At 68.9% G+C, this 21,578-nt stretch carries 25 protein-coding genes; 15 read left to right on the top strand and 10 right to left on the bottom strand.

Features of this window, described 5'->3' with window-relative positions; genetic code table 11:
- Positions 1-327 precede the first annotated feature (327 nt).
- From ACFWNN_RS10000 to ACFWNN_RS09960, 9 genes are read left to right on the top strand one after another with little or no spacing between them, the layout of a single operon-like run.
- On the top strand, positions 328-2,007 hold the full coding sequence (locus ACFWNN_RS10000) for a nitrite/sulfite reductase (protein WP_382439532.1): 1,680 nt from the start codon (positions 328-330) through the stop codon (positions 2,005-2,007).
- Entirely contained in the window at positions 2,004-2,162 is a 159-nt protein-coding gene (locus ACFWNN_RS09995) for an Insertion element protein (RefSeq protein ID WP_090006108.1), read from the top strand. Before ACFWNN_RS10000 ends, ACFWNN_RS09995 begins: the two co-directional genes overlap by 4 nt.
- Positions 2,159-2,854: a phosphoadenylyl-sulfate reductase gene (locus tag ACFWNN_RS09990; protein WP_382439531.1), complete on the top strand. Its 696-nt coding sequence runs from the start codon at positions 2,159-2,161 to the stop codon at positions 2,852-2,854. Before ACFWNN_RS09995 ends, ACFWNN_RS09990 begins: the two co-directional genes overlap by 4 nt.
- Positions 2,851-3,750, top strand: a complete 900-nt coding sequence (gene cysD / locus ACFWNN_RS09985) for a sulfate adenylyltransferase subunit CysD (RefSeq protein ID WP_382439530.1) — start codon at positions 2,851-2,853, stop codon at positions 3,748-3,750. The genes ACFWNN_RS09990 and cysD overlap by 4 nt, the downstream gene beginning before the upstream one ends.
- On the top strand, positions 3,751-5,094 hold the full coding sequence (locus ACFWNN_RS09980) for a sulfate adenylyltransferase subunit 1 (RefSeq protein ID WP_382439529.1): 1,344 nt from the start codon (positions 3,751-3,753) through the stop codon (positions 5,092-5,094).
- Positions 5,095-5,108: 14 nt separating this feature from the next.
- Positions 5,109-6,158, top strand: coding sequence for an ABC transporter substrate-binding protein (locus ACFWNN_RS09975; protein WP_382439528.1), 1,050 nt, complete (start codon positions 5,109-5,111; stop codon positions 6,156-6,158).
- Between the two features lie 28 nt (positions 6,159-6,186).
- Positions 6,187-6,963: an ABC transporter ATP-binding protein gene (locus ACFWNN_RS09970; protein ID WP_382439527.1), complete on the top strand. Its 777-nt coding sequence runs from the start codon at positions 6,187-6,189 to the stop codon at positions 6,961-6,963.
- Positions 6,947-7,819, top strand: coding sequence for an ABC transporter permease (locus tag ACFWNN_RS09965; protein ID WP_382439526.1), 873 nt, complete (start codon positions 6,947-6,949; stop codon positions 7,817-7,819). The genes ACFWNN_RS09970 and ACFWNN_RS09965 overlap by 17 nt, the downstream gene beginning before the upstream one ends.
- Complete coding sequence (locus ACFWNN_RS09960) at positions 7,816-8,511, top strand: sirohydrochlorin chelatase (protein ID WP_382439525.1); 696 nt, start codon at positions 7,816-7,818, stop codon at positions 8,509-8,511. The genes ACFWNN_RS09965 and ACFWNN_RS09960 overlap by 4 nt, the downstream gene beginning before the upstream one ends.
- Here the strand turns inward: ACFWNN_RS09960 and ACFWNN_RS09955 are convergent.
- On the bottom strand, positions 8,508-8,681 hold the full coding sequence (locus ACFWNN_RS09955) for a hypothetical protein (RefSeq protein WP_382439524.1): 174 nt from the start codon (positions 8,679-8,681) through the stop codon (positions 8,508-8,510). The genes ACFWNN_RS09960 and ACFWNN_RS09955 overlap by 4 nt on opposite strands.
- A gap of 112 nt (positions 8,682-8,793) precedes the next feature.
- On the opposite strand from ACFWNN_RS09955, the gene ACFWNN_RS09950 reads away from it, so the two are divergent.
- The 3 genes from ACFWNN_RS09950 to ACFWNN_RS09940 all read left to right on the top strand — a co-directional run bounded on the left by ACFWNN_RS09950 (position 8,794) and on the right by ACFWNN_RS09940 (position 11,475).
- A complete protein-coding gene (locus ACFWNN_RS09950; protein WP_382439523.1) occupies positions 8,794-9,903 on the top strand; it encodes a sensor histidine kinase in 1,110 nt (369 codons plus the stop codon).
- Positions 9,900-10,517, top strand: coding sequence for a response regulator (locus ACFWNN_RS09945; protein ID WP_382439522.1), 618 nt, complete (start codon positions 9,900-9,902; stop codon positions 10,515-10,517). Before ACFWNN_RS09950 ends, ACFWNN_RS09945 begins: the two co-directional genes overlap by 4 nt.
- Positions 10,518-10,863: 346 nt before the next feature.
- Positions 10,864-11,475 (top strand): cyclase, encoded by a 612-nt coding sequence (locus ACFWNN_RS09940; protein WP_382439521.1) that lies wholly within the window; start codon positions 10,864-10,866, stop codon positions 11,473-11,475.
- 21 nt (positions 11,476-11,496) lie between these two features.
- Here ACFWNN_RS09940 and ACFWNN_RS09935 read toward each other — a convergent pair whose 3' ends face one another.
- Both ACFWNN_RS09935 and ACFWNN_RS09930 read right to left on the bottom strand, forming a co-directional pair.
- Complete coding sequence (locus tag ACFWNN_RS09935; RefSeq protein WP_382439520.1) at positions 11,497-11,931, bottom strand: MarR family winged helix-turn-helix transcriptional regulator; 435 nt, start codon at positions 11,929-11,931, stop codon at positions 11,497-11,499.
- Positions 11,918-12,535 (bottom strand): DJ-1/PfpI family protein, encoded by a 618-nt coding sequence (locus ACFWNN_RS09930; protein ID WP_382439519.1) that lies wholly within the window; start codon positions 12,533-12,535, stop codon positions 11,918-11,920. The genes ACFWNN_RS09935 and ACFWNN_RS09930 overlap by 14 nt, the downstream gene beginning before the upstream one ends.
- A gap of 63 nt (positions 12,536-12,598) precedes the next feature.
- On the opposite strand from ACFWNN_RS09930, the gene ACFWNN_RS09925 reads away from it, so the two are divergent.
- Positions 12,599-13,369, top strand: coding sequence for an enoyl-CoA hydratase family protein (locus ACFWNN_RS09925; protein WP_382439518.1), 771 nt, complete (start codon positions 12,599-12,601; stop codon positions 13,367-13,369).
- Here the strand turns inward: ACFWNN_RS09925 and ACFWNN_RS09920 are convergent.
- From ACFWNN_RS09920 to ACFWNN_RS09905, 4 genes are read right to left on the bottom strand one after another with little or no spacing between them, the layout of a single operon-like run.
- On the bottom strand, positions 13,366-13,782 hold the full coding sequence (locus ACFWNN_RS09920; RefSeq protein ID WP_382439517.1) for a hypothetical protein: 417 nt from the start codon (positions 13,780-13,782) through the stop codon (positions 13,366-13,368). The two genes, ACFWNN_RS09925 and ACFWNN_RS09920, sit on opposite strands and share 4 nt — an antisense overlap.
- 43 nt (positions 13,783-13,825) lie before the next feature.
- Positions 13,826-14,089, bottom strand: coding sequence for a barstar family protein (locus tag ACFWNN_RS09915; RefSeq protein WP_382439516.1), 264 nt, complete (start codon positions 14,087-14,089; stop codon positions 13,826-13,828).
- On the bottom strand, positions 14,086-14,538 hold the full coding sequence (locus ACFWNN_RS09910) for a ribonuclease domain-containing protein (RefSeq protein ID WP_382439515.1): 453 nt from the start codon (positions 14,536-14,538) through the stop codon (positions 14,086-14,088). Before ACFWNN_RS09910 ends, ACFWNN_RS09915 begins: the two co-directional genes overlap by 4 nt.
- On the bottom strand, positions 14,535-14,753 hold the full coding sequence (locus ACFWNN_RS09905; RefSeq protein ID WP_382439514.1) for a hypothetical protein: 219 nt from the start codon (positions 14,751-14,753) through the stop codon (positions 14,535-14,537). Before ACFWNN_RS09905 ends, ACFWNN_RS09910 begins: the two co-directional genes overlap by 4 nt.
- Before the next feature lie 70 nt (positions 14,754-14,823).
- On the opposite strand from ACFWNN_RS09905, the gene ACFWNN_RS09900 reads away from it, so the two are divergent.
- Entirely contained in the window at positions 14,824-15,792 is a 969-nt protein-coding gene (locus tag ACFWNN_RS09900) for a zinc-binding dehydrogenase (protein WP_382439513.1), read from the top strand.
- A gap of 58 nt (positions 15,793-15,850) precedes the next feature.
- Positions 15,851-17,269 (top strand): amino acid permease, encoded by a 1,419-nt coding sequence (locus ACFWNN_RS09895; RefSeq protein ID WP_382439512.1) that lies wholly within the window; start codon positions 15,851-15,853, stop codon positions 17,267-17,269.
- On the opposite strand, the gene ACFWNN_RS09890 is transcribed toward ACFWNN_RS09895, so the two are convergent.
- From ACFWNN_RS09890 to ACFWNN_RS09880, 3 genes are read right to left on the bottom strand one after another with little or no spacing between them, the layout of a single operon-like run.
- Positions 17,244-18,773, bottom strand: coding sequence for a DUF885 domain-containing protein (locus ACFWNN_RS09890; RefSeq protein WP_382439511.1), 1,530 nt, complete (start codon positions 18,771-18,773; stop codon positions 17,244-17,246). The genes ACFWNN_RS09895 and ACFWNN_RS09890 overlap by 26 nt on opposite strands.
- On the bottom strand, positions 18,773-20,296 hold the full coding sequence (locus tag ACFWNN_RS09885) for a DUF885 domain-containing protein (RefSeq protein WP_382439510.1): 1,524 nt from the start codon (positions 20,294-20,296) through the stop codon (positions 18,773-18,775). The genes ACFWNN_RS09890 and ACFWNN_RS09885 overlap by 1 nt, the downstream gene beginning before the upstream one ends.
- Positions 20,297-20,306: 10 nt before the next feature.
- Positions 20,307-21,353 (bottom strand): NAD(P)H-dependent flavin oxidoreductase, encoded by a 1,047-nt coding sequence (locus ACFWNN_RS09880; protein WP_382439509.1) that lies wholly within the window; start codon positions 21,351-21,353, stop codon positions 20,307-20,309.
- Positions 21,354-21,578: the final 225 nt, after the last annotated feature.

Here is a 21,578-nt window from a genome sequence, read left to right as displayed (position 1 = left end):
CCAGGGGAAGTGTCTGTCGGTGACAGAACTATCACAGAGTGAAACCGGCAGAAGATGTCAACTTCTCCTCGCGGATCCCACCATGCGGTTGACGGTGGACCACGGTCTGGACGGCATGCACACTGAGGTCATGCATTCGACTGGAGTCCGCCTCGTGGCCCGCCGCCACGTCGACTTCCGTCGTGTCTCCAGCGCGATGTGCCGTCGTTCGGCATAACCCTGCGCTGATTTGTTCCCGTCGGCGCTTGGTGCGCTGACGAGGCCCCCACCACAAGCACCTCTGGGCTCGCATGCGCACGAAGCGCCTCGAAACCCCGGAGGATGGCGATGGTCCCGCCGCAGACGTCACCGCGCGCCAAGCAGCGTCGCGGCGAGGGACAGTGGGCACTCGGCTACCGAGAGCCGCTGAACCCCAACGAGCGGAGCAAGAAGGACGACAACCCGCTCAACGTCCGCGCCCGCATCGAGAACATCTACGCCCACGGCGGCTTCGACTCCATCGATCCGGCCGATCTGCGCGGGCGGTTCCGGTGGTACGGCCTCTACACGCAGCGCAAGCCCGGCATCGACGGCGGCCGCACGGCCACGCTCGAGCCGGAGGAGCTGGACGACGAGTTCTTCATGATGCGCGTCCGCAGCGACGGCGGCGCGCTCACGACCGAGCAGCTGACGGTGCTCGGCGAGATCTCGCAGACCTACGCGCGCGACACCGCGGACATCACCGACCGCCAGAACATCCAGTACCACTGGATCCGCGTCGAGGACGTCCCCACGATCTGGCAGAAGCTCGAAGCGGTGAACCTGACGACGATGGAGGCGTGTGGCGACAGCCCGCGCGTCATCCTCGGTTCGCCGGTCGCGGGCATCTCCGAGGACGAGATCATCAACGGCCAGCCGGCCATCGACACCATCCTCGAGCGCTACATCGGCGACCCGCGCTTCTCGAACCTGCCGCGCAAGTTCAAGACCGCCATCTCGGGCCTGCAGGACGTCGCGCACGAGATCCACGACATCGCGTTCGTCGGCGTGAACCACCCCGAGCACGGGCCGGGCTTCGACCTCTGGGTCGGCGGCGGCCTGTCCACGAACCCCATGCTGGGCAAGCGGTTGGGCGCCTGGGTGCCGCTCGACGAGATCCCGGACGTCTGGGAGGCGGTCATCTCCGTCTTCCGCGACTACGGCTACCGCCGCCTGCGGCACCGCGCCCGCATCAAGTTCCTCGTCGCCGACTGGGGCCCGGAGAAGTTCCGCCAGGTCGTCGAGGACGAGTACCTGGGCCGCAAGATGATCGACGGCCCGGCGCCCGAGCAGCTGGACCAGCCGCTCGACCACATCGGCGTGCACAAGCAGAAGGACGGCCTGAACTACGTCGGCGCCGCGCCCGTCGCGGGCCGCGTCTCGGGCTCGATCCTGGTCGAGGTGGCCAAGTACGCCGAACGGGCGGGCTCCAACCGCGTCCGCTTCACGCCGCAGCAGAAGATCATCGTGCTGGACGTGCCGGACGCCGAGATCGCCACGCTCAAGAGCGACCTCGCCAAGCTGGGCCTGCAGGTCGACCCGTCGCCGTGGCGGCGCGGCATCATGGCGTGCACCGGCATCGAGTTCTGCAAACTCGCGATCGTCGAGACCAAGGCGCGCGCGCTCGACCTCGTCACGCAGCTCGAGGCGAACCTCAAGGACATCGTCGACGGCGTCACGGCCCCGATCACCGTGCACATCAACGGCTGCCCCAACTCCTGCGCCCGCATCCAGACCGCGGACATCGGCCTCAAGGGCCAGATCGTCACGGACGAGCAGGGCAACCAGGTCGAGGGCTTCCAGGTGCACCTCGGCGGCGGCCTCGGCCTCGACGCGGGCTTCGGCCGGAAGCTGCGCGGCCACAAGGTGACGGCGGCCGAGCTGCCCGAGTACGTCGAGCGGGTCGTGCGGAACTTCGTGGCACAGCGGGAGACCGACGAGCGCTTCGCCCAGTGGGTCGCCCGCGCGGAAGAAGGGTCGCTGCGATGACCGAACGCGCGACGCCGTTCTACTGCCCCTACTGCGGTGACGAGGACCTCCGGCCGCAGGAGGAACCCAGCTACGCGTGGCTGTGCACCGGGTGCCGCCGCGTCTTCAAGGTCTCGTTCGTCGGGCTCAACCTGCCGCAGGAGGTGAAGAAGTGAGCGATCTCAAGGAAGACCTCAAGATCGTCGCCGATGCCGCTGAGCTCGAGCTGAAGGACGCGGGCCCCGAAGAGGCGCTGGAGTGGGTCGCGCGGACGTTCGGCGACAACTACATCGTCGCCTCGAACATGCAGGACGCCGTGCTGATCGACCTCGCCGCCAAGGTGAAGCCGAACTTCGACGTGCTGTTCCTGGAGACGGGCTACCACTTCCCGGAGACCATCGGCGTGCGCGACGCCGTCGGGGTCGTCTACCCGGACGTGCGGATCGTCAACGCCGCCGCCGAGCAGTCGGTCGAGGACCAGGAACGCGAGTTCGGCCTGCTGTACCAGTCGGACCCGGCCACGTGCTGCAACCTGCGCAAGGTCGTGCCGCTGCGCCGGGAGCTCGCGAAGTACGACGCGTGGGTCACCGGCGTGCGGCGCGTGGACGCCCCGACGCGGGCGAACACGCCGATCGTGCAGTGGGACGACCGCAACGGCCTGGTCAAGATCAACCCGATCGCGCCGTGGTCCGACGACGAGTTCAACGCCTACCTCCACGAGAAAGGCATCCTCGAGAACCTGTTGGTGCAGGAGGGATATCCCTCGATCGGCTGCCTGCCGTGCACCTCGAAGCCACTGCCCGGCCAGGACGCGCGCAGCGGCCGTTGGGCGGGGCAGTCGAAGACGGAATGCGGGTTGCACGGATGACACTGGCTCTGGACACCCTGGGACGCCTCGAATCCGAGGCGATCCACATCTTCCGCGAGGTCGCGGGCGAGTTCGACCGGCCGGTGATCCTCTTCTCCGGCGGCAAGGACTCGACGCTGCTGCTGCACCTCGCGATCAAGGCGTTCTACCCGGCGCCGGTGCCGTTCCCGTTGCTGCACGTCGACACCGGGCACAACTTCGACGAGGTCATCGAGTTCCGCGACCGCGTCGTGGCCCAGCACGGGCTGCGCCTGGAGGTCGCGAAGGTCCAGGACTGGATCGACGACGGCCGCCTGGAGGAACGCCCCGACGGCACGCGCAACCCGTTGCAGACCGTGCCGCTGCTGGACTCGATCACGCAGCACAAGTTCGACGCGGTCTTCGGCGGCGGCCGCCGGGACGAGGAACGCGCCCGCGCCAAGGAGCGGATCTTCAGCCTGCGCACGGCGTTCGGCCAGTGGGACCCGAAGCGCCAGCGCCCCGAGCTGTGGAACCTCTACAACGGCCGGCACCGCGCCGGTGAGCACGTCCGCGTGTTCCCGCTGTCCAACTGGACCGAGCTCGACGTGTGGAACTACATCGAGCGCGAGGGCATCGAGCTGCCGGACATCTACTACTCGCACCAGCGGGACGTGTTCCTGCGCGACGGCATGTGGCTCGCCGAAGGCCCGTGGGGCACCGCGCGCGACGGGGAAACGTTGCTGCGCAAGACGGTTCGCTACCGCACGGTCGGCGACGGCTCCTGCACGGGCGCCGTCGAGTCCGACGCCGCCGACATCCACGCGGTGATCGCCGAGGTCTCCGCGTCCCGACTCACCGAGCGCGGCGCCACGCGTGCCGACGACCGGTTGTCCGAGGCCGCGATGGAAGACCGCAAGCGGGAGGGCTACTTCTAAATGAGCGACCTGTTGAGGCTGGCTACCGCAGGCAGCGTGGACGACGGAAAGTCCACGCTCGTCGGCAGGTTGCTCTACGACACCAAGTCCGTCCTAGCGGACACCCTGGACGCCGTGCACCGCGCGAGCGCCGACCGCGGTCTGGCCACGCCGGACCTGTCGTTGCTGGTCGACGGCCTGCGTTCGGAACGCGAGCAGGGCATCACGATCGACGTGGCGTACCGGTACTTCGCGACGCCCAAGCGGTCGTTCGTGCTGGCGGACACCCCCGGTCACGTGCAGTACACGCGCAACACCGTCACCGGCGCGTCCACCGCGCAGCTCGCGGTGCTGCTGGTCGACGCGCGCAAGGGCGTCATCGAGCAGACCCGGCGCCACGCGGCCGTGCTCGCGCTGCTGGGCGTGCCGCGACTCGTGCTGGCGGTCAACAAGATCGACCTCGTGGACTTCGACGAGGTGACGTTCTCCCGCATCTCCAAGGAGTTCACCGCGCACGCCACGGCGCTGGGCTACACCGAGGACGCGGTCGTCCAGATCCCGGTGTCGGCGCTCGCGGGCGACAACGTCGTGGAGAAGTCCGCGAACACGCCCTGGTACTCCGGCCCGACGTTGCTGGAGCACCTGGAGACCGTGCCGGTCGAGCCCGACCCGCACGACGCGCCGTTCCGCTTCCCGGTGCAGTACGTGATCCGCCCGCGCACGGCCGAGCACCTCGACTACCGCGGCTACGCGGGCCTGGTCGCGGCGGGCACGGTCAAGCCGGGCGACGAGATCGTCGTGCTGCCGTCGGGCCGTCGCTCGACGGTCACGAAGATCGACACAGCGGACGGCGAACTGGCGGAGGCGGCGGCCGGCCAGTCCGTGACGTTGCTGCTGGCGGACGACATCGACATCTCCCGCGGCGACCTGATCGCCTCCGCGGGCAACGCTCCGACCGTCACCGACGACTTCGAGGCCACGCTGTGCTGGCTCGCGGAGAAGTCGCTGCGGCCGGGCGCCCGCGTCCTCGTCAAGCACGGCACGCGCACCGTGCAGGCGATGGTCACCGAGCTGCGCGACCGCTTCGACGAGCAGAACCTGTCCAGTGTGGACAGCCCGCCGTCGTTGGAGCTCAACGAGATCGGCCGCGTGTCGTTGCGACTCGCGGAGGAAGTACCGCTGGACGACTACAGCTTCAGCCGGCGCACCGGGTCCTTCCTGGTGATCGACGCGAGTGACGGTTCCACGCTCGCCGCCGGACTGGTCGGGGCTCCGCTGCCGCTGCTTGAGGACGGCGTGGAGAGCTGTACCGGGGGTAGCACCGCTACCCCTGACAACCACGCCCTCGTCTCCCCCGGTCCCTGAAAGGCCACACTTCCGTGAACCTCAAGCCCGCCCTTGCCATCGCTCTGATCGCACTGACAGCCATCTCCGGTTGCAGCCGCGCCGGTTCCGGTGACACTCCCGCCGCCGAGTCCAAGGGCGCCGCAGCCGAGGTCCGCCTCGGGTACTTCCCGAACATCACCCACGCCGCCGCGCTCATCGGCGTCGAGAAGGGCTTGTACGCCAAGGAACTCGGCAACACCAAGCTCACGACGCAGACGTTCAACGCGGGCCCCGACGAGGTCAACGCCCTGCTGGGCGAGTCGCTCGACATCGCCTACATCGGCTCCGGCCCGGCGATCAACGCCTACGCGAAGTCCAAGGGCGAGGCCGTGAAGCTGATCGCCGGTGCGACCTCCGGTGGCGCGCAGCTCGTGGTGAAGCCCGAGATCAACTCGATCGAGGACCTCAAGGGCAAGGTCGTCGCCACGCCGCAGCTCGCAAACACGCAGGACGTGTCGCTGAAGAAGTACCTGGCGGAGAAGAACCTGACCGGCCAGGTCACCGTGCAGAACGTGGAGAACGCCGCGTCGCTCGACCTGTTCAAGAAGGGCGACATCCAGGCGGCCTGGGCGCCGCAGCCGTGGTCGGCGCGCATCGTCAACGAGGGCGGCGGCAAGGTGCTGCTCGACGAGAAGACGCTGTGGGAGGGCGGGGCGTTCCCGACCACCGTCGTCATCGTGCGGACGAAGTTCCTGCAGGAGCACCCGGAGACCGTCGAGGCCGTGCTGAAGGGTCACGTCGCCGCCATCGACTGGGCGAAGGCGAACAAGGACGAGGCCAAGAAGACCGCCAACGCGCACCTCGAGAAGCTCACGTCCAAGAAGCTCGGCGACAAGATCCTCGACGCCGCGTGGGACAACATCGAGCTGACCACCGACGCGCAGGCCAAGCACTTCCCGCAGCTCGCGAAGGACGCCGTGACGGCGGGCGTGGCCAAGGAGGCCGCGAACGTCGCCGGGTACGCCGACTTCACGTTGCTGAACAAGGTCCTGCAGGCGCAGGGCAAGCCGCAGGTGCAGGCCGCGGGCCTGGACAAGAAGTAGCACTTCCGACGCGAGGGGAAGACACACCATGACCGCCACGCTCGAATCCGCTCTTCTGTCCACCGCGGACACCGCCGTCGAACTGACGGGCATCCGCAAGGTCTTCGGTCACGGCAGCTCGGCCGTGGTGGCGCTCGACGGGGTGGACCTCAAGGTCAAGCCCGGCGAGTTCGTGTGTCTTCTCGGCGCGTCCGGCTGCGGCAAGAGCACGCTGCTCAACATCGTCGCGGGCCTCGACGGCGCGACGTCCGGCGAGCTGCAGATCAACACCTCGCGCCCGGCCGTGATGTTCCAGGAGCCCGCCCTGATGCCGTGGCTGACCGCGGCCCGCAACGTCGAGCTGGCGTTGCGGTTCGCCGGGGTCGGCCGGTTGGCGCGCAAGCGTCGTGCGTTGGAGCTGCTGGAACTGGTGCGGCTGGGCGACGTCGCGGACAAGCGTCCGCACGAGCTGTCCGGCGGTATGCGTCAGCGCGTGGCTTTGGCTCGTGCGCTGGCGTCCACCACCGTGTCCGCTGACGGTTCGCCTGCCTTGTTGTTGATGGACGAGCCCTTCGCGGCGTTGGACGCCATCACGCGTGACGTGTTGCAGAGCGAACTGCTGCGCGTGTGGGAGACCACCAACACCGCGATCATCTTCGTGACGCACGACGTGCGTGAGGCCGTTCGTCTCGGCCAGCGCGTCGTGCTGCTGTCCTCGCGCCCCGGCCGTGTGGTGCGCGAGTGGGACGTCACCGACTCTTCCGACACGGTGCTCGACGAGATCAACACCCATCTGCGAGAGGTCATCAGTGGCCACGCCTCCTGACACGCTCGACAAGGTCGGCGCCGGCCTGGACGCGCTCGATGTGCCCGTTGAGGCGCAGAAGCCGCCGGTCTGGCGCCGTTTCCTGAAGACGGGCGTGCCGCCGATCATCGCCTTCGCACTGCTCCTGGGCGTGTGGCAGGCGTTGTGGGCTTCGGCGCTGCTGCCCGAGTTCCAGCTGCCGGCTCCGGTGAACGTGTGGAACGAGCTCGTCCGCTCGATCTCGACCGGTGAGGCGTTCGGCATCCTGTGGACCTCGTTGCACCGCGCGGTGCTCGGGTTCCTCGCGGCCGTGCTGATCGCGACACCGCTCGGGTTGCTGGTCGCGAAGGTGCGGGTGGTGCGCGCGGCGATCGGGTCGTTGCTGACCGGTCTGCAGTCGCTGCCGTCCGTGGCCTGGGTGCCCGCCGCGATCCTGTGGTTCGGCGTGACGCCGTCGACGATCTACTTCGTCGTGCTGATGGGCTCCGTCCCGTCGATCGCGAACGGCCTGGTGGCGGGCATCGACCAGATCCCGCCGCTGCTGCCGCGCGTCGGGCGTGCGCTGGGGGCCGGTCGGTTCGCTTCGGCGCGGCACATCCTGCTGCCCGCCGCTCTGCCTGGGTATCTGGCGGGGTTGAAGCAGGGGTGGGCGTTCTCGTGGCGGTCGCTGATGGCCGCGGAGATCATCGCGACCTCGCCCCAGCTCGGGGTGGGGCTCGGGCAGTACCTGCACAACGGGTCGTCGTTGAACGACATCAACATGGTGATCGCGGCGATCTTCCTGATTTTGTTGGTGGGCATCGGGATCGAGCTGCTGCTGTTCCGCCCGTTGGAGCGCGCGGTGCTGCGCGCTCGTGGCCTGACGGGGGCGTTGTGATTCCTCTTGTCGCTGTCGCGCACGGCAGCCGTGACCCTCGTTCGGCCGCGTCGATCCACGCTCTGCTGGACGTCGTGCGGTCGTTGCGGCCCGAGCTGGACGTGCGCGAGTGCTTCCTGGACCTGTGCGCGCCCCGGTTGGGCGACGTGCTGCGCGGGCCTTCGGTCGTCGTGCCTTTGTTGCTGGGCAAGGCTTATCACGCCCGCGTGGACGTTCCGGCCGCCGTGGCCGAGTCGCGGGTTCCGGCTGTGGTGACCGATGTCCTCGGTCCGGATCCCCGGCTGGAGTCGGCCGCCCTGCGCCGGCTGTCCGAGGCCGGGGTTTCCTTCGGGGACCGGTCTTTGGGCGTGGTGCTGGCCGGGGCGGGGTCTTCCCATGCTCCGGCGAACGAGGCCGTGGCCGTGGTGGCTCGTCGTTGGGCTCGTGACTCCGGCTGGGCGGGTGTGGAGCCTGCTTTTGCCTCCATCGCTTCGCCTACCGTTCCTGAGGCCGTTGCGCGGTTGAAGGCCTGTGGGGCTTCGCGCATCGCCGTGGCGTCGTGGTTCCTGGCGCCGGGGTTGTTGCCGGACAAGGTCGCCTCGCTGGCTCCGGACGCCGTGGTGGCGCGGCCGTTGGGGGACGACGTGGAGGTCGCGCAGCTCGTGCTGGACCGCTACGACTCGGCGCTCGCCCGGCAGATCGTGGCCGCCTAGCTCTTCTGGGCGTTCAGGTAGCCGACCGTCGCCCAGCCGATGCCGAGCAGCGCTCCCCCGGCGATCGCGACGGCGGTGAGCGCTGCGGAGTCGGCGACGGCGAGCAGGGCGATGACGGCGGCGTAGACCATCGACAGGATCAGCAGGACCAGGCTCGACTTCTTCTTCATGGCCCGGAATGGTCGTCGTTCCTGTCGTGCGCCGGTATCGATGGACAGGTGGGTTCTGCGATCCGTCGACCGGCTACTGGTGTTTTCGCTGCCGCGGCAGCAGAGTTTGCGGGTGCCCTCCTCCTCGGATGACGCCTGGGACCGCACGTCGGTCGCCTGGCACGTGGCCTTCGCGGTGTTCGCGTCGGTCGGCGTCGTCCTGGTGTTCGCCGAGGACCACTTCCAGCCCGTCGCCCTGGTGCTGCTGGGCCTGCTCTGCGTCTGGTACTGGCGCGTCGGTGCCCCGCTGGCCCGCGACCGGCGCGGTGTCCTCTACCTCGCGATCGCGATCCCGCTGGTGGTCGCGATGTTCGCCCTCGTCCCCGCCTTGTCGGTGCTGTTCTTCGCGCTGTACCCGCACATCTGGGCGTTGCTCGAACCTCGCCTGGCGATCTGGGCGACGCTGCTGACGTCGTTGTCGATCGGTGGCGTAGTGCTGGTCTCGAACGGCTTCTCCGGCGACGCGGTGGGCGCGGCCGTGGTCATCCTGCTGAGCGTGATCCCGGCGGCGATGCTGGGCCTGTGGATAGCGCGGATCATCTCGCAGAGCAGCGAACGCGCCGCGCTGGCTTCGGTGAGCCACGAAGCAGGCGTCCTGACCGAACGCGAACGTCTGGCCCGCGACCTCCACGACACCCTCGCCCAGGGCGCGACCTCCGTCCTGCTGCTGGTGCGCGCGGCCCGATCGGCCACCGATCCCGTTGCCCGCGACCACCACCTGGCCCTGGCCGAGGCCACGACTGCGGAGAACCTGGCCGAGATCCGCGCGCTGGTCGCAGCTTTGACGCCGGCAGCTCTCGACGGCTTCGCGCTACCCGCCGCCTTGGAACGCCTCACCTCCCGGCTGGGTGCCGAGTTGGGGTTGTCGGCCTGTTTTTCTTTGGAGGGCTTGTACCGGCCGTTGCCTCCGGCCCGCGAAGTCGTGCTGCTGCGGGTGACGCAGGAGGCGTTGGCCAACGTCCGCAAGCACGCCTCGGCTTCTTCGGTGACCGTCACGCTCGACTACTCGGCCGGCGTCTCGCTGGTCGTCGCCGATGATGGCCGCGGGTTTTCGGCTGACGCGGCGCGGGGTTACGGCCTCGACGGCCTGCGGGACCGGGTCGCGGCCGCGGGAGGCCTGTTCGAGGTCGAGTCCGTTGCTGGTTCGGGAGTTCGCGTGCGGGTGCGACTGGAGGACGCGTGATCCGGGTGCTGCTCGTCGACGACCACCCGGTGGTGCGCTACGGCCTGCGCACGATCCTGGAGGCTCAGCCCGACCTGGTCGTGGTCGGGGAGTGCGGTTCGGGTGTGGATGGAGTGCGGCTGGCTGGTTCGTTGCTGCCGGACGTGGTGTTGATGGACCTGAAGATGCCTGGGCTGGACGGGGCTGCCGCTACCGCGCAGGTCGTTGCGGCTACTTCGTGCCGGGTGGTGGTGTTGACGACGTTCGACACCGATGGGGACATCCTGCGGGCTGTGGAGGCCGGGGCCACGGCTTACCTGCTGAAGGACGCACCCAGCGTCGAGTTGGTGGAGGCGGTGCGGGCGGCGGCTCGTGGGGAGACCGTGCTGGCTTCGCCCGTCGCCACGAAGTTGGTGAGCGCGGTGCAGCGGCCTGGGCTGAGTGCTCGGGAGGCCGAGGTGTTGTCGTTGGTGGCTCGGGGGTTGTCGAACGGGGCGATCAGTGCGGAGTTGAGCGTCAGCGAGGCGACGGTGAAGAGCCATCTGCTGCACGTGTTCGGGAAGCTCGGGGTGAGTGATCGGACGGCGGCGGTGACCGTTGCGCTGAGCCGGGGGTGGCTGCCGCCGTTGTCCTAGCCCAAGCAAGCTGATCGAGGGCAGGCTGGCGTGCCACTGCTGGTCAAGAACTCCGGAGAGCGCGAAGCCCAGGCAGCGTCCGTCCGGACGCGCACCTGGGCTCACTTCCTCCACCTAGCGGCAGAGGCTTCGCAAACAGCCTAGCGGACATTTGACCCCCAACCGCTTCCCGCCGCCCGCGACGACGAGTGAGGCACCACTTTCTGCCGCCGCCACAAGATCGAATGACCGCAGCCGTTCGGGCGATGTGAAGTGTGAACTGTTGACGTGAAACCTACTCATGAGTAGTCAGGTGGTTACGCCGCGTGCTGAGAAGTGTCCCTCGTCCACTCAACGGGGAGAGGCCATGAAGCTAGCCGGAGTTGCCGCCGTCGCGTTGGTACCGATGCTGCTGTTCGCCACCAACGCCTCTGCGGCTCCGCAGACCATCACCTACAAGCTTCGCGCGAGTGCCGTCGGGCAGACGACGGACTTCACGCTCGACCAAGGCGTTGACGCTTCGGCGCCGGCGACGGTCGCGCCCAACGGGGCCGTCAAGGTCACCATCGATCCCGCGCCCAACAAGGTTCCGGCCGAGGCGGGCGGGCGGCAGGTCCGGGAGATCAAGGGTCTCGCCCTCAAACTCCCCGTCCCCGCCAACTCCAAGTTCACGTCCGCGTCGCTGGCCGGTGGAGCCGGGCTGGGTGGCACGCCGACGATTGCCTTGCAGGGCAACGACGTCGTGCTCAGCGTGCCCGGGCCGATCAAGGGTGGCGCGGACTTCGAGCTGCCCACGGTCACGATCAACCTGCAGGCCGGCGGGACCGGGACGATCACCACGAAGCTGGGTGGCACCAGCTACGACGCGCCCGGCCTCACCTTCACCGCCGTCGTCAGCGTCATCGGGTTCCCGGTCAACGCCGCCGCGAAGGGCTACCCGGACCCCAGCCCTGTCCTCACCACCACCACGATCGGCTGATGCCCTCCCCCCTGCCGGGCATCAGGACGTAGCCGCGACCAGTGCGGTCATCGTGGCGAGCGTCGTGCGCAGGTCTTCCAAGGAGACCTGCGCACTGACGCGGTTCGCCCACTCGTACTGCGCGTCCCGCAACCGTTCCACCGCGGCGAAACCCTCGGCTGTGGGCTGGAGCAGCTTCGCGCGGGCGTGTGCCGGGTTGGGCAGGTATTCGGCCAAACCCTTGTCCACCAACAGGTCTGCGATCCGCTGCACGGACTGGCGCGTCAGGCCCATCTCCCGCGCCACGCCCGAGACCGACAACGGCTGCCGCAGCACGGCGCCGAGCACCTGCCACCAGGCCGCGGTGAGGCCCACCGGCTTCGTCATCACCTCGGCCGCGTCGAGAAACGCGCCGTACAAGCGGAAAGTGCGCATCACGACGTCGGTCAGGACGTCGCCGGACTCACTCCTGGACACTCGCCACCAGCTTTCCGAACGCCTCGGCGGTGTCGTCGCGGTTCCACTCGTACCAAGCCTCCAAAGTGGGCGACGCGAAAGTCTCCAGCTCCGCCAGCACCTCCCGCGCGAACTCCAGCGAAGAGGCACCGCCGGCCGTGATCACGCCCTGGTCGCGCACGACGCGTTCGTCGCGGTAGAGCGCCGCTCCACCGTAAGTGCCAAGCGCGCCGACGAAGTTCGACGTGTGCGCCACGTCGTCGAGCACCCCGGCGCCGGCCAGCGCGACCGTCGCGCCGCAGATCGCGGCCACCGGCTTGCCCGCCGCGCGGAACCGCCGCGCCAGCTCACCGAACGCCGTCGCCACCGCGGCGTCCTCCCAGCCGTCGCCGCCCGGCAGCACGAGCATCGCCGCGTCCTCCACCACCACATCGGCCAGCGCCACGTCCGGCAGCATCCGCACCCCGCCCACCGTGCGGATCGGGTCGAGAGTCAGGCCGACCGTCCGGATCTCGTACCGACCGGGGTTCTGCTGGAAGTGCTGGATGTTCACCTGCGCCGCCACGTGCCCGTACTCCCAGTCGGCGAGCTGGTCGGTCAACGCGAGGTACACCGTCTGTGTCATGACAGTAGACTGTCATAGTTGACAGCATGCTGTCAATCAAGCCGAGCAGTTAAGGTCAGCGGCATGGCAGACGAGCTGGTCCACTACGAGGTGCAGCGTGGCATCGCGACGATCACGCTGGACTCCCCGCACAACCGCAACGCGCTGTCGTCACAGCTGCGCCGCGAGCTCAGGGACCACCTGAGCAACGCGGCGAAGGACGACGACGTGCGGGTGGTCGTGCTGACGCACACGGGGTCGGTGTTCTGTTCCGGCATGGACCTCAAGGAGGCCGCCGGCGCGAGTGCGGGCGACCAGGGCGTCAACGAGTTCCCCGCGATCCTCGAACAGCTCTGGACCAGCCCGAAGCCGGTCGTCGCCGCGCTCAACGGCCCGGCCCGCGCGGGTGGCGTCGGCATCGTCGCGGCGTGCGACATCGCGATCGCCGACACCAAGGCCACCTTCGCGTTCAGCGAGGTCCGGATCGGTGTCGTGCCGGCCGTCATCTCCGTCACAGTGCTGCCGCGGCTGCTCCCCCGCCAGGCGCACGAACTGTTCCTGACCGGCGAGACCTTCGACGCCCAGCGCGCCAAGGAGATCGGCCTGCTCAACGCCGCCACCGACGACGTGACGGCCGAGGTCCGCCGCTACACGGACATGCTCGCGCTCGGCGCCCCCAACGCGCTCGCGGCCACGAAGAACATGCTCCAGCAGGAACGGTCCACGAACCTCGGCGAGGTCTTCGCGGACATGCTCGCGCTGTCGGCCCAGCACTTCGGCGGACCGGAGGGCCAGGAGGGCATCACGGCGTTCAAGGAGAAGCGCAAGCCGTCCTGGGTGCCGACCGAGAGTTAGAACCAGCCCGTGCACTCGATGACGCCCTGAGACGACCCGCAGGCGCGCATCACCCGGCCGTCGTTCTTGAACGCCTCCGTGTACTTCGCGGAACCCGAGTCGATCCTGGTGTACCCGAGGAAGCCCTCGTGCGAGTTCGCCGAGGGCTCCTTGCGGTCGGCCCAGATCTCCTCGCCGGGCGTGCCGTGCGAGATGCGGCCCCACGCGCACTGGGACTTGTTCGACGCGCGCAGCTCGACCACCCGGCCGTTGCGCATGGTCACGGGGTTGTCGCCGTCGATGGTCTCGAACGGCGTGAAGGGCCCCTCCTGCGAGCAGTCGGGGTCACCGGCGAAGGACACCGCCGGGCACAGCATTCCGACCACGACGACAACGCCGAGCGCACAGCTCAGGCGACGGAATTGCGTTCCCATGGAATGGCACTGTCCACTCCGGACGGGAAATGCGCAGGGCACGTCACCTTTCCGTGCGACTCACCCGCACTTTTCGGTCACCCGATTCCGCGGTCTGCTTCACCGCGTCCCGCAGCACCTCCAGCACGGAGGAGTCCAGGTCCGAGGGCACGACCAGCACGTACTCCCCCGCGGGCAGCCACGAGAGGTCCGTCAGGCTGTCGTACAACGCGTCGAGGTTCTGCCCGAACCACGACGGGAAGTCCAATGCCCGCGCAATCGCCGAGATCGCGGCGGACTTTTCCGAAACGAGAATGTGCCGTTTCATTTACCCACATCCACCACGACGAACGACGAATAGTGGTCGCCGGTGTAGAAGACTTCCTTCTCCGACCCGGTCACGATCCGCCGCGCACCCCGGTCGGGGCTTCCCGGCGTCGGCACCGTGTACTCCTTGTAGTACCCGGAGTCCTTGGCCGGCAGCCGCTTCTCGCGGTTCTGGAACGTCACGCCGTCGTTGCGCGGGTACGGGAACGGCCCGTTCGACTCGATCAGCTTCCACGTCTTCACGGCCTCGGCCGGCAGCTTCGACAACGCCTGCACGTCGAGGCCGGAGGTCTTGGCCCCCGGAACGCCCTGAGCGGCGGCACTCGTGGCCGGAGGCTTCGAGGGGTCCGAAGCAGGCGTCGAGGACGTCGTGTCCTTGACGAACCAGCCAACGACGACCAGCGCGATGAGCCCGACCAGTGCGAAGGTCAGGCGACGACCAGGACTCACGCGGCGACCTTCTCCGTTTCGGGCTCCGGCTCGGGCTCGGGCGCGCCGACGGACGCCGGGTTGTTCGCGCCCCAGTCAGCGACCCGGTCGATCAGCCGCGCCACGCCCAGGCACAACGGCAACACCACGATCATCACGACGGGGAACTGCACGGCGACGGGCAGCTGCACGACCCACAGCTCGACCCCGTCCCACCACTGCACCAGCCAGTCCACGCACCCGAGCCTAGCCTCGTGACCCGTGTCACGGCATTTGGCCACGGTCAAGATGGGTATGTTGCGAACCATGTTCGCCGTTTACGCAGCAGAACCCAGTCCCGAGAACCCGCTGGCCTCGCTCCGCGTCGGCGAGCGCCCCGAGCCCGAGGTCCCCGCCGGGTGGGTGCGCGTCGCGGTCAAGGCGGCCAGCCTCAACATGCACGACCTGTGGACGTTGCGCGGCGTCGGCATCAAGCCCGAGCAGTTCCCGATGATCCTCGGCTGCGACGGCGCGGGCGTCCTCGACGACGGCACCGAGGTGGTGCTGCACTCCGTCATCGGCGACCCGAACTGGTCCGGCGAGGAGACGCTCGATCCGAAGCGCACCCTGCTCACCGAGAAGCACCAGGGCACGTTCGCGGACTACGTGACGGTTCCGGCCCGCAACGCGCTGCCCAAGCCCGCGGGCCTGAGCTTCGCCGAGGCCGCCTGCATGGGCACGGCGTGGCTGACGGCGTACCGGATGCTGTTCGTGAAGTCCGGTCTGCGCCCCGGCCAGACGATGCTCGTGCAGGGCGCGTCGGGCGGTGTGTCGACGGCGCTGATCCAGCTCGGACGGGCCGCGGGCTTCCGTGTGTGGGTCACGGGCCGCACGGAGGAGAAGCGCGCGCTCGCCAAGACGCTGGGCGCGCACGAGACGTTCGAGTCCGGCGCACGCCTGCCGGAACGGGTCGACGCGGTGTTCGAGACCGTCGGCAAGGCCACCTGGTCGCACTCGATGAAGGCCCTCAAGCCCGGCGGCATCGTGGTGATCTCCGGCGCCACGTCCGGTGACGCGTCCGCCGCCGAGCTCCAGCGGCTCTTCTTCCTGCAGCTGCGCGTGGTCGGCTCGACCATGGGCACCCGCGAGGAGCTGGGCGACCTCATCCGGTTCTGCGCCCTGAACGACCTCAAGCCGCAGATCGGCGCCGAGCTCAAGTTCGAGGACGCCGAGCAGGGCCTCAGGTCGATGCTCGAAGGCGACACCGCGGGCAAGATCGTCTTCACCCGCCCGTAAAACGCCCAAAACGCCCTGCTGGTCAGCGGGTACGCGCGATCCGCGTGACAGTGTTCCCATGACCACGCAGGGCGTTTTCCGGCGCAAGCCCATCGACCAGATCGCCGAGGACAAGGGCGACGGGCTCACCAGAACGTTGGGCCTGTGGCAGCTCACCGCGATCGGCATCGGCGGCATCATCGGCGCCGGCATCTTCTCGCTCGCGGGCGCGGTCGCGAACAAGACCGCCGGACCGGCCGTGCTGATCTCGTTCCTGGTGGCGGGCATCGCGAGCGCGGCGGCGGCGTTCTCGTACGCGGAGTTCGCGGGCCTGATCCCCAAGGCGGGCAGCGCCTACACCTACGGCTACGCGGTGCTGGGCGAGATCGTCGGCTGGTTCATCGGCTGGGACCTGCTGCTCGAGTACACGGCGATCGTGGCGGTCGTGGCGATCGGCATCTCCGGCTACTTCACCGAACTGCTGAGCCTGCTGAACATCCACCTGCCGCAATGGATGCTCGGCGCGCCAGGAACCGAACCTGATGGCGTCGGCGATGGCACGTACAAGGTGAACCTGTTCGCCGTGCTGCTGTGCCTGCTCATCGCGTACGTGCTGAACATGGGCATGAAGAACGCCGCACGGTTCGAAACGACGTTGGTGTACCTGAAGGTCGCGGTCGTGGCGCTGGTCGTCATCGTCGGCGCGTTCCACATCAACACGGACAACTACAACCCGTTCTTCCCGTTCGGCATCTCGGGTGCGCTCACGGGTGCGGCGACGGTGTTCTTCGCGGTGTTCGGCTACGACGCCATGTCGACGGCCGCGGAGGAGTCGAAGGACTCCCAGAAGCACATGCCCAAGGCGATCATCTACTCGCTCGCGGTGTCGATGGTGCTGTACGTGCTGGCCTGTCTCGTGCTCACCGGAATGGTGAACTACAAGGACGTCGACGCGGAGTCCGCGTTCGCCACGGCGTTCGCCGACATCGGCCTGCCCGCGCTGGGCATCATCATCAGCGTCGGCGCGATCCTCGGCATCACGACGGTGCTGTTCACGTTCATGATGGGCGCCGCCCGCGTCGGCTACTCGATGAGCCGTGACGGCCTGCTGCCGCCGTGGTTCGCGAAGTCGCACCCGGTGAAGCACGTGCCGTCGCGCATCACCTGGGTGCTCGGCGTCGCCTCCGCGGTCATCGCCGGGTTCCTGCCGATCGCGGAGGCCGCCGAGCTCACCAACATCGGCATCCTGCTGGCGTTCGTCGTCGTCTGTATCGCCGTGATCGTGCTCCGGTACAAGCAGCCCGACCTGCCCAGGACCTTCAAGACCCCGGGCATGCCGGTCGTGCCGATCCTGGGCGTGATCTTCTCGATCTGGCTGATCACGTTCCTGACCCCGGAGACCTGGCTGCGGTTCGCGGTCTGGTTCGTGATCGGCCTGATCATCTACTTCACCTACTCGAAGAAGCACTCCGTCATGGAGCGTCGCTCCACTCGGTGACGATCTGGTCGAGGGTGGAGAGCGGCACGGCGCCGCTCCCCACCACCAGGTCGTGGAACGCGCGGACGTCGAACCTCTCGCCCATCCGCTGCTCCGCCTCGCCCCGGATCCGCAGGATCTCCAGGCGTCCCACCATGTACGCGAGCGCCTGGCCGGGCACCTCGATGTACCGGTCGATCTCGGAGATGATCTCCGGCTCGGCCATCACGGTGTTCTCGCGCAGGTAGTCGATGGCCTTCTGCCGCGACCAGCCGAACGCGTGGATGCCCGTGTCGACGACCAGGCGTCCGGCGCGCATCGCGTCGAGGCCCAGCATGCCGAGGCGCTGCTCGTCCGACGAGTACAGGCCCATCTCGTCCGCGAGGCGTTCGGTGTAGAGGCCCCAGCCCTCCAGGTACGCCTCGATGAACGCGAACTTCCGCATCGGGTGCATCTCGGTCTCGGCCGCGATGCTCACCTGGTAGTGGTGGCCGGGAACGGCCTCGTGGAACGCCGTCACCTCGGACAGCGTGCGGCTGCGTTCGGTGGCGCCCAACGGGTTCAGCCAGTAGATGCCCGGTCGTGAACCGTCCTGCGCGGCCGGCATGTAGAACGCGATCGGCGCGGTCGAGCGACCGGCCTCGTCGACGAGCCGCACCTCGCAGTCGGCCTTCGGCATGCGGCCGAACCAGTTCGGCGCCTCGGCCTCGGCGCGGGCGATGGCCTCCTTCGCGTTCTCGACCATCTGGTCTTCGTTGTCCCACAACAGTTCCGTGCGCAACCGGCGGAAGATCTCCGGCACGTCCGAGGTGCCCCACAGCTTGGAGCCGATCTCCGCGTACTCCTCGCGCAGCGACGCGATGACGTCGAGGCCGAGCTGGTGCAGCTCCTCGGGGGTGCGCGAGGTGGTCGTGTAGTTGCGGGCCAGCTTGCGGTAGTTCTCCACGCCCTCGGGCAGCCAGCAGAGACCGGCGTGCTCGTCGCTGCGGCCGTCCGTGATCGACGCCAGCTGGTCGCGGAACTCGACCACGGCCGCGCGGATCTCGGCGGAGTGGTCGCCCTCCCACGGCTGCGCCGGCGAGTCCAGGAACGCCTGCACGCGCTCGACCCCTGCCTCCACGTGGCGCTGCAACGGCTTGCGGTCGGTGTCGCGCAACCGTTGCGCCGCCTGCCGGATGTAGACCGGGAACTTGTCGAGCCGCTGCGACACGTCGACCTTCGTCGCGATCATGAGCAGGCCGTTGACCGGCGCGGTCAGGCCCTGCGCGACGGTGTGCTCGACCAGCCGCGCGTCCGTGCGGTCGATGAGCGCCCGGCCCTGGTGCCTGATCACCGCGAGCGTGACGGGGTCCTCGTCGCTGGTCTCGGCGCGCTCCAGGATGTCGGCGATCCGCGCCCGGACCGCCTGCTCCCCCTCGACGCTGAGGTCCTCGAGCTGGTCGTCCCAGCCGGGCAGGCCGAACATCGCGGCGGACAGCGGCGACGCGTCCATCACCGCCTGGAACATCTCATCCGCCAGTGACATCAGGCCCTCCCAGACCATTCGGTGACAAGAGCGTTCAATGTGGACAACGGTACGATGCCGTTCTCCAGCACCAGGTCGTGGAACGCCCTGATGTCGAAACTCTGCCCCAGAGCGGCCCGCGCCTCGGCCCGGATGCGCAGGATCTCCAGCCGCCCCACCATGTACGCGAGCGCCTGACCTGGGGTTTCGATGTACCGGTCGATCTCGCCCTCGATCTCCGAGTTGTCCATCACGGTGTTCTCGCGCAGGTAGTCGACGGCCTGCTGGCGAGACCAGCCCAGCGCGTGCAGGCCGGTGTCGACGACCAGGCGTCCGGCGCGCATCCCGTCGAGGCCGAGCATGCCGAGGCGTGCCTCGTCGGAGGAGTAGAGACCCATCTCGTCGGCCAGGCGTTCGGTGTAGAGGCCCCAGCCTTCGAGGTAGGAGTCGACGAACGCGAACTTGCGCACGTTCGTCAGCTCGGTCTCGGCGGCGATCGTGATCTGGAAGTGGTGCCCGGGAACGGCCTCGTGGAACGCCGTGACCTCGGAGACCGTGCGGCTGCGCGAGGTGGCGTCGAACGGGTTCAGGAAGTAGATGCCCGGCCGGGAGCCGTCCAGCGCCGCGTCCGCGTAGTAGGCGAACGGCGCGTTGGCGCGGTCCTGCTCCGGCGTGAACCTGACCTCGCACCGGGCCTTCGGCAGCCTGCCGAACCACTTGGGCGCCTCGGCGTTCGCCCGGGCAACGGCCTGCTCCGCGCTGACGAGCATGTCTTCTTCCTTGGCCCACAAGAGTTCCGTGCGCAGCCGACGGAAGATCTCCGGCACGTCCGAGGTGCCCCACAGCCGCGAACCGATCTCCGCGTACTCCTCGCGCAGCCCGGCGATCAGGTCGTGCCCGAGCTGGTGCAGTTCGGCGGGCGTGTAGGACGCCGTGGTGTAGTCCCGCACGAGCTTGCGGTAGTTCTCCTCGCCCTCCGGCAGCCAGCACAGCCCGGCCTGCTCGTCGGACCGGCCCGGGAGGCTCAGCAGCGTCTCGCGGTACCGCGCGAACGCCGGGCGCACGTCCGCGTCGCCCTCCCACGCCTGCCGGGGCGAGGCGAGGAACTTCTCGACGTGGTCGGCACCGCTGCGCACGTGCCGGGCCAGCGGCCTGCGATCGGTGCCGACGAGCCGGCCCGCCACCTGCTCCAGGAACCGCGGGATCGCGGGCAGCCGCTGCGAGAAGTCGACCTGGGAGGTGTAGCGGAGCAGCAGCGAGACCGGCGAGTTCAGCCCGCGCGCCACGCTGTGCTCGACCAGCCGGGCGTCGATCATGGTGATGATCGACGTGGCCTGGTGCCGGATCACGTCCTTCGACACCGGGTCCTCGTCGCTCGCGTCGAGGCGGTCGAGGACGTCCGTCAGCCTGGCCCGCAGGTCGCGGTGGCCCTCCGGACTGGGGTCTTCGAGCCGGTCGTCCCAGCCGGGCACGCCGACGAGCGTGGCGAAGAACGGATACCAGTCCATCATCGCCGCGAAAGTCTTGTCCGAGAGGGAGGTCACGCCCTCCTTCTTAGCCGCGACCGAACCGCTCTGCCAGCGAGTTGATCGCTTCGGCCAGTTCTGCACCGATTCGCCGGACGATCTCCCCCGCGGGTTCGGCGGTCGCGAGCGGGTAGGTCGTCCCGGCCCACAGGGACATGACCTCGACCTCGCCGGTGGCGCGCACGGGCTTGGTGAGGTGGTGGACGTTCGGGTACGCGGCGGGCGCGTGCGGGGTGTTCTCGATGAGGAACCGGTTGACCAGGCCGCGCGCCGGGCGTCCGCTGAACGCCCGCGTGAGGGCGGTGCGCCGGGCTCCTTCGGCGAGCGCTTCCCGTTGGGCCGCATTGGTTCCGGCCTCCGGGCAGCCGAGGAACGCGGTGCCGAGCTGGGCCGCGACCGCTCCCGCGGCGAGCACGGCGGCGACGTCGGCGCCGTTCATCAGGCCACCGGTCGCGATGACGGGCAGGTCGACGGCGGCGCGCACGAGCCGGATCGCCGCGAGGGTGCCGTAGAGCTCGCCGCCGCCGGGTGAGATGCCGTCGTCGGCGAACGTGCCGCGGTGGCCGCCCGCGTCGGAACCCTGGACGCATACGACGTCCGCGCCGATCTGCTGCGCCTGCCGGGCCTCGCTCGGGGTGGTGACCGTCACGACGATCGTGGAACCGGCCGCCCTCAGCCGTTGGACGTCGTCCACGTCGGGCAGGCCGAAGGTGAACGACACCGCGGGCACCCGCAGCGCCAGCACGAGTTCGAGCTTCGCGGCGTAGTTGTCGTCGTCCCAGCGCGGATCGCCGAGGACCGCGCCGACCTTCTCCGCGTAGGACGTGACGCGTTGCACGTACGACGAGATGTCCGCGGTGGGACGTGTGCCCGGCACGAACAGGTTGACCCCGAACGGCTTGCTCGTGAGCTCGCTCGTGCGCACGATCTTCTCCGCGAGCTGCTCGACGGTCAGGTAACCCGCCGCGAGAAACCCCATCCCGCCCGCTTCGTTGACCGCGGCGACCAGTTCGGGGGTGGAGGGGCCACCTGCCATGGGCGCGGCGATAACGGGGACACCCAGCGTGGGGAACATGGAGGACAACCTAGTTGGATCGGGCGAGGAATGCCTGGTGAAGGCCTGTGTTCTTGATGACGCAAGGACTGGTCCGAACGGACGTCGGCGCCCCCGCCCCGGTGGGGGGGGGGCCCGCGGGCCCCCAACCCCTGCCCACCCCGGGGGGGGGGGCCCCCCCCCGGGCCCCCGCCTCGCCGTTTTCAGGCCGTACACGGCGGTCACGAACCACAGGACGGACAGCAC

Source organism: Lentzea sp. NPDC058450 (assembly GCF_042721395.1).
Classification (GTDB): Bacteria; Actinomycetota; Actinomycetes; order Mycobacteriales; family Pseudonocardiaceae; genus Lentzea.
The sequence above is the reverse complement of the archived record's forward strand: the minus strand, read 5'-3'. Positions and strand labels throughout refer to the sequence as shown.